The organism is Cupriavidus pampae (assembly GCF_914271485.1).
Lineage (GTDB): Bacteria > Pseudomonadota > Gammaproteobacteria > Burkholderiales > Burkholderiaceae > Cupriavidus > Cupriavidus pampae.
Map to the genome: position 1 here is coordinate 1 of NZ_CAJZAG010000004.1, position 15,838 is coordinate 15,838.

Sequence of the window (15,838 nt, forward strand, 5' to 3'; positions counted from 1 at the left end):
CTCCCGACGGCACGGCGATCGCACCCGAAGTTGGCTATTACCCGTATTCGCCGGGCGGCGAGCAGGGCATCACGTATGTGCCCGCATGGCATCTGATCGACGCCACCAGCAACGCTCCGCGCAATGAGAGCGGTCAGCCGATTGCTTTGCCGACGGTGGACCGCACTGTGGTTCAGCAGACCGACGGCGTGGCCGGGCAGATCGTCACTGGTGGCAACCTTGACATCACGGCCGCGACGCTGTCGAACCAGGGCGGCATCGTCTCCGCCGCGCGCAACGTTACGCTCAATGTCGGCACGCTCGATAACAGCCGTTCGGCGACGCTGGTCAATATCGTCACCGACACCGTCAATCAGTCGGAGCTCGACGCCTTCCTCGCACGGCTCAAGGCGCTGGGCGAGGTCGATCCGCACACTGGCGTCAAGACGCTCTACAGCCAGCTGATGTACGGCACCATCCCGCCCTCGTGCGAGGGCGACAGTTGCGGCGCGCCGCCGATGACCGCGGCGGCCTTGAACGTGGGTGTCAATACCAATGGCGCCGCGGTCGTGGCGCCTACGCAGACCACGGTGACGCATCAGCTCGGCAAGGCCGGGCAGATCACCGCGGGTGGCAGCCTTGCCCTCAACGGCACCGGCGACCTGACCAACGCGGGCGATATCGCCGCGGCGGGCAATATCAAGATCACCACGCCCGGTACCTTTACCAACAAGGGCGTGCACGAGGTCAATGTCACGACCGTACAGGGTTGCGTGCCGGGCGGCGATTGCCCGGACGACAGCGCGCCGACCGTGCAGTCGGTGGCGTGGAAGCAGACGCCCAGCACCATCGCGGCCGGCAACACGCTGACCATCGAAGCCGGCAACGTGCAGAACCTGAGCGCAACGCTTGCGGCGCAGGGAACTGTTGGTATCACCACCGCCGGTACGGTGACCAATCAGGCGGGGGTGATCCAGTCGGTCTCCGGCGATGTGTCGATCACGGCCGCATCGCTGGTCAACAAGTCGCTCGACCCGGTCAAGCTGCACAAGAGCTACGGTGGCCAGAATCCGTCGTACGCGGGTGGCTGCAACCCCGGCGGTACGTATGGCAACAGCCAGTGCTCGGCCACGGAAGATGCGGCGGCAGGTCCCGCCGCGGTGATCTCGGCCGCGCGCGATGTCACCATCCAGACCGGATCGGTTAGCAACAACGGCGCGCTGATCACCGGTGGACGCAACGTCAATGTGCAGGCGAGTGGCGGGGTGGACAACACCGCCATCGCATTGAATGCGGACTGGGTCGGCCGCTGGCAGGAGAATCGCAGCGGTGGCGACCGCTGGCACGACACCGGTGGCCGCGCGACGATCGGCAATATCGCGTCGGGCATTCAGGCCGGCAATGCGCTGACGGTGAACGCGGGTGGTCAGATCGTCAACACTGGCAACCTGCTCGGTGCGGGCGTGGACCTGACGGGTGCATCGCTGGTCAATGGCATTACAAGCCCCGATCAGCCGACGCCGCCGGCGGCGACGCCACGGCAGGTGATCTCCCTCGGCCCGGCACCGGTCCCGGCAGGTTCGCTGCCGGCCACCACACCGGCCGCGGATCCGACGCAACCGTGGCAGTTCACGCCGGTGATTGTAGCCACGCCCAGTGCACCCACCACCGGCACGGCGCCGTCGGTCGATTGGCACTTCAACGCCAAGCCGAGCGGTACGCCGATCACGACACCGGGAGGCGGGGCACAGTACGTCAACCCGAGCGCGGCGACTGCGGTGCTGGCGGGTGTCACGCCCGACAGTCTGCTCGCGCAGCTCCCCCCTGAACTGCGCCCGGGCAATGTGTCGTTCTACTACGACCCGTACACCGAATCGCAGCAACTGCAGCAGGCTGCGCTGGCGCAGACTGGTCAGCAGAGCTTTATCAACGGACTGGCGTGGGACAGCCAAAACAACCTGTCGGTCAACGACCAGCAGAAGCTGGCGCTGTACAACAACGCGGCCGACTATGCGAAGGCCAACCACATCGCACTCGGTCAGGCGCTAACCGACGACCAGGTCAAGGCGCTCGACGCGCCCATGCTGTGGTACGTCGAGCAGGCGGTGCCCGATCCGCGATGCACCGCAGCCAGCAGCGTCTGCCCGAGCGTCAACGCGTTGGTGCCGCAGGTCTATCTGCCGGAGGGCTACGCACAGGCCCTGTCGCTGCCCACGGGCGGCACGATCAGCGGCGACAACATCAAGATCGCTGTAGACGGCCAGCTACGCAACACCGGCCAGGTCGTCGCGAATGACACGCTGACGGTAAAGGCCGGGAGCATCGATCTCAGCCCGAACGTGGTGTCGATTGGCACCAATGCGTACAAGGCGCAGGGTGGCTGGAACGTCGTCACGGGCACGGTGGTGCAGCCAGGCGGGTTCCTGTCGGCGATGCACATGGACATCGAAGCCGACAGTATCCGGGCGATCAACGACGCGTTCCGCATTACGCGCGCGGATGGTTCGGTGGACGCGGACGCCAGCGCGGCGCTGGTGGCGCAGCTGAAGGAAAGCCTCGGACTGAACTACGTCGAAGGCACGGTCGCCGACGACATTCATACGCAGTTCATCAAGGAGAAGAAGGGACTCGGGATCCTGGGTCAGATCATAGCGATGGCGGCGGCGGTCGCGATCTCGATCATGACAGCGGGTTCGGGGGCAGCGCTGTTGGCGGTTGTTGCGGGAAATGCGTTTGCGACATCGGCGATTGGTGCCGCCATCGCTGCTGGCCTCAGCGGTCTCGTGGCGGGCACGCTATCGAGCATGGTGACGCAGATCATCACCACCGGCACGCTCAACATTGGCGCTGCGCTCAAGGCGGGCGCGGTATCTGGATTGACTGCGGGGCTGACGCACGGTGCGATGGGGGCGCTGAACGTCAACAACGCGGGCATCAACAGCCTAGGGGACAACCTCGCAAAGGGCGACTGGACTCAGGCGGCCGGTCAGCTTGGCAATTATGCGCAGGCAACGGTGGTGCGCTCGGTCATCAGCGCGGGGATCAGCACGGCGGTATATGGCGGCAGCTTCGGCCAGGCATTCGCAGGCGGGCTGGTTCGCGACGCGGCGGCACTGGCGGCAAACGCCGCAGGGGTAAAGCTGCCCGGCATCGGTACCGAGAATGCAACGACCGACAGCATCATCGCCAACGCGGCAGCGCACGCGCTGATCGGCTGTGCGGCCCAGAGTCTGAATGGAGGGGATTGCGCGGGTGGGGCGATTGGTGGAGCAGTCAGCGCGCTGACGGCACCGCTGATCCGGGATGCGATCTATGCGGGGACGGATGTCGTCAGCTACAGCAAGGACGAGATCCGGCAAGGCATCACGGTCGGTCTATCTACCCTGATCGGCGGCTCGATCGGTGCGTTGCTGGGCACGGACGCAACGTCAGCAGCGCTCGCGGCGCAGAACGAGGCGTTGAACAATGCCACATCACACGGGCCGGCACGCGGTATTGCAGCGCGTGAGAACGCGCGGCTGATGGCAGCGTGTGGGAGTTCTTGCACACAAGAGGACTTCAATCGAATCGATACACAAGTGCGGCAAGTGGAGGCTGCCGCGATGCTGGCGAAGATGAATAATCTGACGCCAGAGCAGGCACTCAAGCTAGCAGATATGCTGTCGAACCTGTTGCCGTACTATGGGTCGGCAGCGATGCTGTATCAGGCGGTGACGGGCAAGACTCTGAGCGGCCAGGAGTTGGGGACTGCGGATCGGTGGTTGTCAGGGATTCTGGGAGCAATTCCGATCGGCGCGGCGGCCTACGGCAGAATTACGGAATTTGTCAAGACTTGGGCTGTTCTTGACGGTGCTGGGGGGGCTGCTAGCATCCCCAGGACTATCCCCTACCAACCGCCAGGCTCTGTCGTCTTGCAAGGCAACGCACCGGTATGCGGCCCGGCGTGTGCGGCGATGGTAATCGGCGATAAGACGGGCACCTCAATTAATCTACAGGAGGCAATCGGTAGCTTTGCAAATGGAATTAGGCCTACTGGCGTTAATGCGACAGAGCTTTCATCAGTCATTTCCAATGCCGGAGTTCGTAACACAGTTGAGACCGCATTGTTGCCACGACAGTTGGACAATGCCTTGTCGAATGGGCAAGCAGTAATTGTCAATGTCGGCGGGCATTTCGTGATTGTAGACAGCAAAACCACAGTAAACGGCACGAGCTACTATATGACTAGAGATCCGTATACGGGACCGCGTGGCGTTTTGGCCAGCGCACTTGAATCCGTGATGTCTCAAGGCGTTAATGCAATCGTAATTGGAAGGTAATAATGGACGTTAGTAGTCTCGTGAGGATGCGTGATGCCGATGAAGGATTGAAGCTAGAACTATCCGGATGGTTGGTAGATCGCGAGGACGGCCTCTATGTTTTGGCTGATCATTTCCCGGAGGATTATGATCATCCATGCAGGATAAAGGTAGAGAACGACGGAATCATGTACGCGATCCTCGCGAGCGTACCTACGTTAGTAGGTGGGCGATCTCTACTCTTCTACAAGGCAAGATTGACTGGTGTGCTGACTGGTTCGCGCCCTTTCTCACTGCTGGTCGAAACGATGTGTTTGGAAATAGCGCGTGGTTCCGGTGAGTATGATCGGGTCGACCTTAGCCAGAAGGCGGTGGAGGAATCTGTGAGAAACCGCGGGCCGTATCGATTCGGACCGAGGCCCTGTTCGTCGCGCGATTGGCTCGAAGATGAATAGGAAATATTGATTTGATCACTCGTTCGATGTCATTGACACTCGAAGAGAAGTTCGCGTTGCGCATGATCTTTCGCGGATCGGACCCGACAAGCGTCGCCGTCCTAGCTCAACTGGATGCGATGGATGCCAAGCAACGAAAAGCGACGGGCGTCGGATTTTTCACCAGCATTCGCCTAGCGATACCACTCCGCGTTATCGAGCCAAGACACAAGGACTGGAATTTCCGGCACCGACTGCTTAGCCACGGGGGGTCATTTATGTGCACGATCGAGGACCCAACGGTGCTTGAGCTAGAAGCGGTGTCCCACAACGGCGATTGGCCGCATAGCTTTCATGTAGAAGATTTCATTGAAAGCTAGATGGATTTGATTGACCGAACAGAAGAAGCTCATCTGTCTGCTGAGACGCGCTCCTGACGCGAGACGCGGATTAGAGTCAAAGCTCCCGTCAAGGAATTAGACACCCACGTTCGCCGTGCCCGTTGCCATCTGCAAAACTATTTTATCTTCGCTAGCGTCCCGGCGGACTCATCTTGCGAATCGCAGCAACTGCAGCAGGCAGCGCTGACCCAGACTGGTCAGCAGAGCTTTATCAACGGACCGGCGTGGGACAGCCAGAACAACCTGTCGGTCAACGACCAGCAGAAGCTGGCGTTGTACAACAACGCGGCGGATTACGCCAAGGCCAACCACATCGCCCTCGGTCAGGCGCTGACCGACGACCAGGTCAAGGCGCTCGACGCGCCCATGCTGTGGTACGTCGAGCAGGCGGTGCCCGACCCCCGATGCACCGCAGCCAGCAGCGTTTGCCCGAGCGTCAACGCGCTGGTGCCGCAGGTCTATCTGCCGGAGGGCTACGCACAGGCCCTGTCGCTGCCCACGGGCGGCACGATCAGCGGCGACAACATCAAGATCGCTGTGGACGGTCAACTCCGCAACACCGGCCAGGTCGTCGCGAATGACACGCTGACGGTAAAAGCCGGGAGCATCGATCTCAGCCCGAACGTGGTGTCGATTGGCACCAATGCATACAAGGCGCAGGGCGGGTGGAACGTCGTCACGGGCACCGTGGTGCAGCCAGGCGGGTTCCTGTCGGCGATGCACATGGACATCGAAGCCGACAGCATCCGGGCGATCAACGACGCGTTCCGCATTACGCGCGCGGATGGTTCGGTGGACGCGGACGCCAGCGCGGCGCTGGTGGCGCAGCTCAAGGAAAGCCTCGGACTGAACTACGTCGAAGGCACGGTCGCCGACGACATACATACGCAGTTCATCAAGGAGAAGAAGGGACTCGGGGTAATCGGGCAGATCGTGGCAATGGTGGCAGCCGTTGCGGCTTCCATCGTGACGGCTGGTGCGGCAGCGGCCGCGATGGGGGTAGCGCTGTCGAGCATGACGCTCGGCCAGGCCATGATGGTCGCCGCGCTGTCAAGCATGGCTGGCAGCATGGCAAGCCAGATCGTCTCGGGGCAGGGCCTTAACTTCGGCAAGATCGCGCAAGCCGGCTTGATCGGGGCTGTGACGGCGGGCCTGACCAACGGCATTACGTTCGATGGCAGCAGCTTTGGTGTCAGCGAATGGGGTCAGTCGCTGAAAAACACCAACACGCTCGCAAACCTCGCCGGCAGCAACAGCGCCGGCGGCGTACTGCAAGCTGCAAAAGATGGCGCGACCGGGACCATCTACCAGCAAGCAGTCGGCATGATCGGCACGGGGCTGATCAATGCGGGGGTCAGCACCGCCTTCAATGGAGGCAGCTTCGGTCAGGCACTGCTCAACAATCTGGTGGCCCAGGCGGCAGCCCTCGGGGCAAAGGGGATCGGTGGGGCCACCGATGCGCTGACTCTGGAGAACGTGGCAAGTCACGCCGCGCTGGGTTGCGCGGCGCAAAGTGCGATGGGTGGGGATTGTGCGAGCGGGGCGATTGGCGGAGCGACGTCGGCCATCGTGGCGCCGGTGGTGCGCGACGGGTTGTACGGCGGCGGCGAGAGCGTGACGACTACGTTCAATGCGGACGGCACGATAACGACAACGACTAGCTATAACAATCCGGCATACAACGCGATGACGGCCGCGATCGCGATGTTGGCGGGCGGTGGGCTGGCGGCAGCGTTGGGCCAAAACGCCAACGCTGCAGCTGGGGCCGCTCAGAACGAGGCACTGAACAATGCGCTCTCCGGTAAGCAACTAACCGAAAAAGGCAAGGAGCTAGCGGCAGCCAAGTCGCCTGAAGAGCGGCAGGAGATCACCGAGAAATTCGATGGCTTGGATCGGGCGCAAACAAAGGTCTATACGGATCTGACCGATGCAAAGGATGCTCTCGCGCTGGCAACATCGCCAGAGGAAAGAGCTGCCGCGCTGCAGAAGCTAGAGCAGGCTGTTGTTCGTGCTTCGGAATTGTATAGCGAGTTCAATGCTGCGAACGATGCTGGAGGCAAGAATGCAATTGGAGCCGCACTACTGGGTGCGAGCTTGGAACTCCAAAAAAACGGTGGCACGCTGACGGCGGAACAACGGCAGGCGTTGGCACAAACATTCTCGCAGATAGGGACGGCGCTGGGTGCATACGAAGGGTCGCTATTTAGTGGCAACACCAATCTCGCACGTGCAGTTCAGGCATTGGTGGATGGTATTACGGGAACTGGAGCCGTCGGGTCCGCCATATCGGGCTCGGTTGCAAACGCGAATTTTGCACAATCGAGCATAAATTCGACTGGCACTTTTAGCCCTGAAGGAGTTATAAAATACAGCCAACTCGCGGGAGTAAAAATTAGCACTGTTGACGACTTGGCCGAGGCCATCACGAAGGGCCTTGTGAGGCCGAGTCAGTTGCCAGTGGATTACGTGGTCTCACAGGATGGGACGAAGCTGATACTAAACACTCGAACCTCGGTTGCACTATTTCGTGCTGGGATACCACAGTCGCAGTGGTATGGTGCGAATAAAACTGGAATGCAGGTGCCAGATATGCCTGCAGGAACGACTTTTGATGATCTGGCTGCGGCACAGTTAACCAGGAATAATCTGCCCCCAACCGGTACATCTAATCCGCCTGGAGGAGTACGATGAAGAAAGTGGGAAAAGGTATAGAGGTATTTAATCCTTACACATGGCTTCCATCATATGGGGAAACATCCGTTAAGTTTCGAATCGAAAATTCTGAATTGGTAGTTACAATTATTTTTGATGGTGAGTCCGGGATATGCGAGCGTGAATTGAGGTTTGTAGCGGTTTGCTGGTTCTGTTCACAAGCTTTCCCTGGCCCATCGATGCTGGATATTGACGGTGATGATGTCAAACTTCTCTTGAGAGGAGTATTGATTGAATATCCGAACTCTGAAGCCGCGATGGCTTGGCGGGTTCATTTTGGATCCGCAAGGGCGGTTCGACACTTCAGTATCGCGTTCATGTCGGCGAATATCAAATTTAGCGTACTGGCCAGTGAAGTGATGGTTAGTTAAAGATTAATAATTAATTGCGTTTTCAATGGACACCTTCCGAAAGAGATGCTTTGCCATAGAAATCCTCACGGCATCAAGTAGAAGCTGGGTCGGTTGAAGTCGAAAGGCGGCGGTTTCCTGTCGGCGATGCACATGGACATCGAGGCCGACAGCATCCGGGCGATCAACGACGCGTTCCGCTCTTTATCGAGTACCGCATGGAAGTGTGGCAATCCGCTGAAAGCTCGGCTCGCCGAGCGCGCGCGTTCTTGTGCGGCGGGTCACGGTGGTGCGAATACGGCGCGGCGGTACGCTGCGGTTTGCGACATCGTCGCGAAGCAGCGGGCATCGTTGCGGTGGGGAGGGCCAGCGGATCCCGAACCTTAGGGGGAGACGGGCATCAGCGAGCGCTGCCTCGCGGCTTCTTCCCGAAGACGGGAAGAAGCTCGTGAGTACAAGATCAGGCGAAGGTATCCACTTCACCTTGCGCCAGCACGCGCTGCGGACGCGCGACCGGGGCTGCTGGTTCGTTGCCGAAGCTGGTGGTCTGGCCGAAGCTGCTCTGGCCGCCGGCGAACGATTGGCGTTGCTGTTGTTGCTGCTGGCCATTGCCGGGCTGGCCGGCGAAGTTCTCGGCGCCCACCGAGGTGTGGCCGAGCTGGATGCCGCTTTCCGCGAGCGACGTGCGCAGGTGCGGCAACGCCGATTCCACTGCGGCACGGACAGCCTGATGCGGCGATACGAACTGGGCCTGGGCCTGGTCGTTCACGACATTCAGCACAACCTTGAGCGGGCCGAGATTGGGCGGGTTGAGTTCGAGCTCGGCGGTCTGGCTGCCTTGCGTCGACATGCGCACCATGTGCTGGCCCAATGCCTGTGACCAGTTGCTGTCGCCGAGCTGTGGCGCCACGACCGGACGGGCGGCGGCAGCGGCGCTCGCTTGCGCGGCGGCGGTCGGTGCCTGGGCTGCGATGGCCGAAGCCAGCGTGGCGGCGCTGCTCGAGTTGGTGGCACCGGTATCCGAACCTTCGCCCGTGCGGATGTTGGCCTGCGCGGCGGCGTAGCTCGAAGCGGTGGTGCCGGACGCGTTCGTCGATGCCGCCTGCGGTTGCTGGGCCGCCGCTGGCTGGCCGAGACCCGCCTGCGACTGATGACCGCCCGAGCGGCCACCCTGCGCGTCCTGATTGGCGAGCGTGGCCGGGGTGATCGAACCTTGAACCGCCTGGGACGGCTGCGTCGCCTTGTCGGTCGCGGAGGTAGCCGTGCCGCTGGTCGCGCTCTGCGCCGCGGCGCGTTGCTGCGCGATGGTCGCGAGCGTTTCGGCCGGGCTACGCGTAATGGTCTGGGTGACGCTGGCATCCGCCGGCAGCGTGGTCTGCGCGGCGACGGTATCGGATTGCTGTGCCAGCGCGGCGTCGGCCTGAGTGGCGGCAGCGGCGGCTGCCGTGGCCTGCGCGCCGGCTTGCGTGGCCGTTTGCGTACCGGCCTGTGCGGTCGTGCCCGTGTTGCCGGTAGCGCTGTTCGCGCCCGGCAGACCGTTCACGCCAGCCAACGCGGCATCGACTGCATTGCCGGCCGTGGCGGGCTGCTGTGCCGGCGGCTGACCCAGCATCGCGAGTGCCAGCGCGGCGGCCGCGGCAGCGGCTGCCTTGGCAGCCTCCTCGGCAGTCTGTGCGGTATCGACGTCCTTCTTGTCTTCGGTATCGGTCTTCGCTGCCTGCGCGGGCTGGCTCGACGGCGTGCTCTTGCCGTCGGCTTGATCCGACTTGCCGGTGTTCTGGGCCGTCGACTTGTCAGCAGGTTTCTCGTTGGTCTTCTCGGCCGACTTGTCGGCGGGCTTGGCCTTGACCGGCTGCGACGACTGTTGCGCCTGCGTGTTCGACGTCGTGGTCGGGCGACGCGGGCTTTGCTGGCGTGCGCGCGAGAGGGCGTCCTGGAACGCGGCATCGATGGTGCCGCTGGCACTGCCCGTTGCCCCGGTGGTCTTCGCGGCGCCGGTGCCGAGAATCTTGCTGATATCGATCATGGTTGGCAGGTGTTGGGTGTTCAGTTTTGGCCGTTGGCCGGCTGGCGAACGATGCGTGCCGCGTACTCATCGTTCGTGCGTTGCTCGCGACGCGCGACGATCGCCTGCTCGCGCGTCTCTGCGCGCGTAATCAGCGTATCGAACGAATTCTGGCGACGCTTGTGGTGCTGCCAGTTGGCGTGGCCCGCGATCAGGTCCGCCTCCGCCTTGGCGAGCGCGTTGGTCTGGTGCCGAATCGCCTGGTCGAGCGAATCGAGAAAGCGCGAGAAGTCCTGCCAGCGGCTCGAGGTCATGCCTTCCGCGGCAATCGCCTGCATGCGCTCGCGGTACTCTTGCCGATACTGCGTCAGCGCTTCCAGCTGCTGCTCCGCCTGTGTGCGCAGACCCTGCAGACGGCCGAGCTCGCGTGCGGCCTTGTCGGTGCTGTCCTGGGCCAGATCGGCCAGCGTATTCAGCGGTGAGGGCTTAGACATGTTGCATCCTCTCGAATAGCTGATGCAGGTGGGCAACCGAACTTGCGTAGTCCGCGCGCTCGGGAATGTCCTGCTGCAGGAAGGCCTCCATGCGCGAATGCATGCGAATCGCGAGGTCCACCTCCGGATCGCTGCCGGGCACATAGGCACCGACGCTGATCAGGTCGCGATTGCGCTGGTAGCGCGACATCAACTGCTTGAAGCGCCGTACGGAGGCAAACTGCGGCGCGTCGATCAATGCCGTCATGGCACGACTGATGGATGCCTCGACGTCGATGGCCGGATAGTGGCCGGCCTCGGCGAGGCTACGCGACAGCACGATGTGGCCGTCGAGAATCGCGCGCGCCGAGTCGGCGATCGGATCCTGCTGATCGTCACCCTCGGTCAGCACCGTATAGAACGCGGTAATCGAACCGCCACCTTCAGGCCCGTTACCAGTGCGCTCGACGAGCGTCGGCAGCTTGGCGAAGACCGAAGGCGGATAGCCCTTGGTGGCCGGCGGCTCGCCGATCGCCAGCGCGATCTCGCGCTGTGCCATCGCATAACGTGTGAGCGAGTCCATGATCAGCAGCACATGGCGGCCTTGATCGCGGAAGTATTCGGCCAGGCGCGTCGCATACGCGGCGCCCTGCATGCGCAGCAGCGGCGAGGTATCGGCCGGTGCGGCCACCACGACCGAGCGCTTGCGACCTTCCTCGCCGAGGATGTTCTCAATGAATTCTTTGACTTCGCGACCGCGTTCGCCAATCAGGCCCACCACGATCACTTCGGCGTTCGTATAGCGCGCCATCATGCCGAGCAATACGCTCTTGCCGACGCCGGAGCCCGCGAACAGGCCCATACGCTGGCCACGGCCGACCGTGAGCATCGAGTTGATCGCGCGCACGCCGGTGTCCAGCACCGTATCGATCGGTGCGCGCGTCAGCGGATTGATCTGCGTACCGGCCAGCGGCACTTCGCTGGCGGCCGTGATCGGGCCAAGGCCATCGAGCGGACGACCGGCGGCATCAAGCACGCGGCCCAGCAGGCCTTCGCCCACGGGCAGGCGCTTGGAGCCGGGCTCGCGCGGCTGTGCCACGCCAGCCGGCAACGGCGACGGTTCCAGCGGATAGACGCGCGCGCCGGGCACCAGGCCGACCACATCCGATTGCGGCATCAGGTAGAGACGATCGGCGCCAAAGCCGACCACTTCGGCTTCCGCCGTACGCGGACCGCCATGGCCATGCTGACCCGAAGGCAGCTCGATCAGGCAGTCGCTGCCAACCGGCAGACGCAGGCCAACGGCTTCGAGCACAAGACCTGCCGCGCGCGTAAGGCGGCCGCAGGTACGCTTGCTGTCGAGGTCGGCCAGGCCGGCCGATGCCGTCGTCAGCGCTTCGCGCCAGAGGTGCGTGTGCTTCTGGGAGGCGGCAGGCGCCGAAGCTCCCTGCTGGCCGTTGGCGGGTGCGTCATGCATGAGGTGGCTCCCACGGATCGTTGCGGCCGAGCGCCTTGACGACGCGGCTCCAGCGCGTGGCGAGACTCGCATCGAGTTCGCCGCTCGCGGCGCTGGCGATGCAGCCGCCGCGCGCAATCGACGGATCCGGGCGCACGGTCCAGCCGGCGGCTTCGAGTTCGCCGCGCAAGTGGGTTTCCACCAGCGCCACATCGTCCGGATTGAGCAGCAGTGCCGGCGAGCCCGCGAGCGCGGGTTCGGACGTCAGCAGTTCGCGCGCGGCCGGCAGCAGCGCGGCCGGGTCGAGCTCCATGGTCTTGCGTACGAGCTGACGCGCCACGTCGAGCGCGAGCGTCATCAACGATTCGGAAATCTCTGCATCGACGCGGCCGATCGCATCGCGGAAGTTGCCGGCCAGTTCCTGCAACCGTGCCGCTTCCGTGCGTGCCGACTCGAGGCCGCGCGCATAGCCTTCGCGGTGGCCGTCGCCGTAGCCCTGGGTCTGGCCCTGGCTGTAGCCCTGTGCATAGCCTTCCTTGCGCGCGCCTTCGCGCATCGCATCGATGGCTTCGAAGTCGATTGGCGGCGGAGGAGGGGGTTCCACCGGCATTTGCGCCTCGAGCGCCCGAAGCCGGTCGCGCGGATCGAGCGAGACCATCTGCCAGCGCTGCCAGCTGTCGCCGCGGCCGCGCGAGGGACCGCGCGGCGCTTCGAACGACTGGAAGCCGCCGTTGCCACGGTCCATCTGCTGATCCGACTGACGCTCCGATTGCCGCTCCGATGGTCGATCGGGATAGCGATCGAATTGGCGATCCAGCTCGCGGTCCGACTGGAAGGTCGGATTCTTGCTGCCGGGAAACCCGCGGCCTGCGGCAAAGCCGCGTTCAGACATAGGCATCGTCACCTCCGCCAATCTGGATTTCGCCGGCTTCCGCCAGGCGTCTCACCACCTGCAGGATGGCCTTCTGCTCAGCCTCGACCTGCGAAACACGTACCGGGCCCAGCGCATCGAGGTCTTCGCGCAGCATTTCGCCGGCGCGCGTGGACATGTTGCGGATGAACTTGTCGCGCAGCTCTTGCGGCGCGCCCTTGAGCGCGACGATGAGCGACTCGGTTGCCACTTCCTTGAGCACGCGCTGGATGCCGCGATCGTCCACTTCGAGCAGGTTCTCGAACAGGAACATCTCGTCGATGATCTTCTGTGCGAGGTCCGCGTCGTGCGTACGTACGCCGTCGATAACCGCTTCTTCGTGGGCCGTGCTCATCAGGTTGATGATCTCGGCCGCCGTGCGGACACCGCCCATGCGGCTGCGCTTCAGGCTCTGGCCCGCCAGCAGCTTGGTCAGCACGTCGGTCAGCTCCTGCAGCGCGCCCGGCTGTACACCGCCGAACGTGGCGATACGCAGGATGACGTCGTTGCGCAGGCGTTCGGTGAAGTAGCCCAGCACTTCGGAAGACTTCTGGCGATCCAGGTGAATCAGGATCGTCGCGATGATCTGCGGGTGTTCGTCCTTGATCAGTTCGGCCACCGACGTCGCATCCATCCAGTTGAGCGAATCGATGCCACCGCCCGGATCGCGCGACTCGAGGATGTCCTCGATGACGGACAGCGCGCGTTCCTCGCCGAGCGCCTTGTTGAGGACGCTCTTGATGAACGAGCTCGAATCGACATTCAGCGCCAGATACTGTTCGGTCTCGCCGCGGAACTCGGCGAGCACCTCGGCCATTTCCTCACGCGTCACCGACGACAGGCTGGCCATGGCCGAGCCAAGACCCTGCACCTCACGCGGCGACAGATGCTTGAATACCTCTGCAGCGGAATCCTCGCCGATCGCCATCATCAGGATGGCGCTCTTCTGCAGACCCTTATCCGGGGTGGTGGTCTTAACCTTCGTCATTGGCCATCCATTGCTTGATTACGCTGGCGACCAGGCGCGGGTCGCGCTGAGCGGCGTCGCGCACCAGCGCGAGATCGCTTTCGTATTTGGCCGCGAGGCGCAGGATCTCCGGATTCGTGGTTTCTTCCGGCGGCAGCAGCACGGCTTCCGTGGTGCCATCGGCCTCGGTCGGCGCGGGCAGCGGCGGCGCGGTGTACTTGCGGACCACCGGGCGTGCGATCTTGAACCACAGGAACAGCGCGAGAATCGCGAGCAGCAGGTAGCCGACGCCGGTCTTGGCCAGGTCGATCATCTGCGGCTGCTTCCACAGCGGCACTTCCGGCTCGATCACGCGATCGTCGGTGAACGGGCTGTTGACCACGTTGAGCGAGTCGCCACGCTCGGTCGAGTAGCCCATCGCTTCCTTGGTCAGGTTCTCGATCTGCGTGATCATCGTGGCCGGCAACGCCTCGGCAACCATCTTGCCCTTGGCATCGGCCTTCTGGCGATAGTTCACGACCACCGCGACCGACAGGCGCTTGACGCCGCCCGGTGCCTGTTGCACATGGCGCACGACGCGGTCGAGTTCGTAGTTGGTGGTGGAGTCGCGGCGGTTGCTGCGCGGGCCGGTCTTCTCGGCCGTGGCCTGCTGCGTGGTGGCCTGGTTAGCCTGCGGCGGCGGATTCGGCTGACCCGGCTGACGCGGCGGCTGCGGCTGGGCAACCGGCGCCTGCGCGGCGGCGGGCGGCTGGTTCGACAGCGCGCCGGGCACGCCACCGACCGGTGCCGCGCCTTCCTGGCTCGACTCGCTCGATTGCTGGCTGCGGATCGCCGCGTGGGTCGGATCCTGGTTGGGCTTGTAGCTTTCGTCGGTGTGCTCGACCGTGGAGAAGTCCACGTCGGCAGTGACCTGCGCGTGAACGTTGTCCTTGCCGACGATCGGCGCGAGGATCGCTTCCACGCGCTTCACGTAGTTCTGCTCGATCTGCTGCACGAACTTGAGCTGCGTGGCATCGAGCGAGCGGTCGCTGTTGCCGGACAGCAGGTTGCCGTGCTGATCGACGATCGAGATCGACTTCGGCGTGAGTTCAGGCACGCTTGACGACACCAGATGGCTGATGGCGGCAACCTGGCCTTCGTCGATCGCGCGGCCCGGATACAGCTGCAGCACGATCGAGGCCGTGGGCTTCTGGCGCTCGCGCACGAACAGCGTCGGCTTGGGAATCGCAAGGTGCACGCGCGCGGACTGCACGGCGGCGATCGATTCGATCGAATGTGCCAGCTCGCCTTCGAGGCCGCGCTGGTAATTCACCTGTTCGGCAAACTGGCTGATGCCGAACTTCTGGTTGTCCATCAGCTCCATGCCCGCGGTGCCGCTCTTCGGCAGACCCTGCGAGGCGAGGCGCAGACGCATTTCATGCACCTTGTCGGCGGGCACCATGACCGCACCGCCGCCTTCGGCGAACTTGTACGGCACGTTCATCTGCTGGAGGGAGGCGATCACTGCGCCGCCGTCACGCTCCGACAGGTTCGTGTAGAGGACCTTGTAGTCAGGTGCGCGGGACCACATCACACCGACGGCGATGGCGGCGGCCAGCGCGGCACCACCAAGCATCAGCGGCAGGCGCGGATTGGCCTTGATCTTGTCGAGCAGCGCGGAACCGCCCGGCAGGGCTGCGGCGGCGTTCATGCACGCGTCTCCGAATTGGCCGGGGAAACCCTGCCCTTACCAGCCTGGCTGGTCTTGCCGTTATTCATTTCGGCACGGCTTTCATTACGCTGCTGGAAAAACACGCGTACTCCCCGCGAAGTTATCGATGGTCGCCAAGACGGGCGGAAGGAAATACACGACC

The 15,838-nt window shown here is 63.3% G+C and carries 10 protein-coding genes; 4 read left to right on the forward strand and 6 right to left on the reverse strand.

All coding sequences use genetic code 11. From position 1 onward, the window contains the following. The 4 genes from LDO41_RS10880 to LDO41_RS10895 all read left to right on the forward strand — a co-directional run. A partial coding sequence (locus LDO41_RS10880; RefSeq protein WP_223987112.1) for a DUF637 domain-containing protein occupies positions 1 to 4,298 on the forward strand: 4,298 nt, incomplete at its 5' end. A 445-nt stretch (positions 4,299 to 4,743) separates the two neighbouring features. Next, complete coding sequence (locus LDO41_RS10885; protein WP_223987115.1) at positions 4,744 to 5,091, forward strand: hypothetical protein; 348 nt, start codon at positions 4,744 to 4,746, stop codon at positions 5,089 to 5,091. A 294-nt stretch (positions 5,092 to 5,385) separates the two neighbouring features. Then, positions 5,386 to 7,803, forward strand: a complete 2,418-nt coding sequence (locus LDO41_RS10890; protein ID WP_223987120.1) for a DUF637 domain-containing protein — start codon at positions 5,386 to 5,388, stop codon at positions 7,801 to 7,803. Next, positions 7,800 to 8,195, forward strand: coding sequence for a hypothetical protein (locus LDO41_RS10895; protein ID WP_223987123.1), 396 nt, complete (start codon positions 7,800 to 7,802; stop codon positions 8,193 to 8,195). Before LDO41_RS10890 ends, LDO41_RS10895 begins: the two co-directional genes overlap by 4 nt. 439 nt (positions 8,196 to 8,634) lie before the next feature. Here LDO41_RS10895 and LDO41_RS10900 read toward each other — a convergent pair whose 3' ends face one another. From LDO41_RS10900 to fliF, 6 genes are all read right to left on the reverse strand, one after another. Next, the gene (locus tag LDO41_RS10900; RefSeq protein ID WP_223987127.1) at positions 8,635 to 10,200 is read right to left on the reverse strand and encodes a flagellar hook-length control protein FliK; all 1,566 of its coding nucleotides are present in this window, start codon (positions 10,198 to 10,200) and stop codon (positions 8,635 to 8,637) included. Between the two features lie 20 nt (positions 10,201 to 10,220). After that, positions 10,221 to 10,673 (reverse strand): flagellar export protein FliJ, encoded by a 453-nt coding sequence (gene fliJ, locus LDO41_RS10905; RefSeq protein ID WP_223987130.1) that lies wholly within the window; start codon positions 10,671 to 10,673, stop codon positions 10,221 to 10,223. Continuing rightward, complete coding sequence (gene fliI, locus LDO41_RS10910; RefSeq protein WP_223987133.1) at positions 10,666 to 12,201, reverse strand: flagellar protein export ATPase FliI; 1,536 nt, start codon at positions 12,199 to 12,201, stop codon at positions 10,666 to 10,668. Before fliI ends, fliJ begins: the two co-directional genes overlap by 8 nt. Then, positions 12,122 to 12,853 carry a flagellar assembly protein FliH gene (gene fliH / locus LDO41_RS10915; protein ID WP_377741599.1) on the reverse strand — a complete coding sequence of 244 codons (732 nt, stop codon included), beginning with the start codon at positions 12,851 to 12,853 and terminating at the stop codon, positions 12,122 to 12,124. Before fliH ends, fliI begins: the two co-directional genes overlap by 80 nt. A 139-nt stretch (positions 12,854 to 12,992) precedes the next feature. After that, positions 12,993 to 14,006: a flagellar motor switch protein FliG gene (gene fliG / locus LDO41_RS10920; protein WP_223987170.1), complete on the reverse strand. Its 1,014-nt coding sequence runs from the start codon at positions 14,004 to 14,006 to the stop codon at positions 12,993 to 12,995. Further along, complete coding sequence (fliF, locus tag LDO41_RS10925; RefSeq protein WP_223987174.1) at positions 13,993 to 15,675, reverse strand: flagellar basal-body MS-ring/collar protein FliF; 1,683 nt, start codon at positions 15,673 to 15,675, stop codon at positions 13,993 to 13,995. Before fliF ends, fliG begins: the two co-directional genes overlap by 14 nt. Positions 15,676 to 15,838 lie beyond the last annotated feature (163 nt).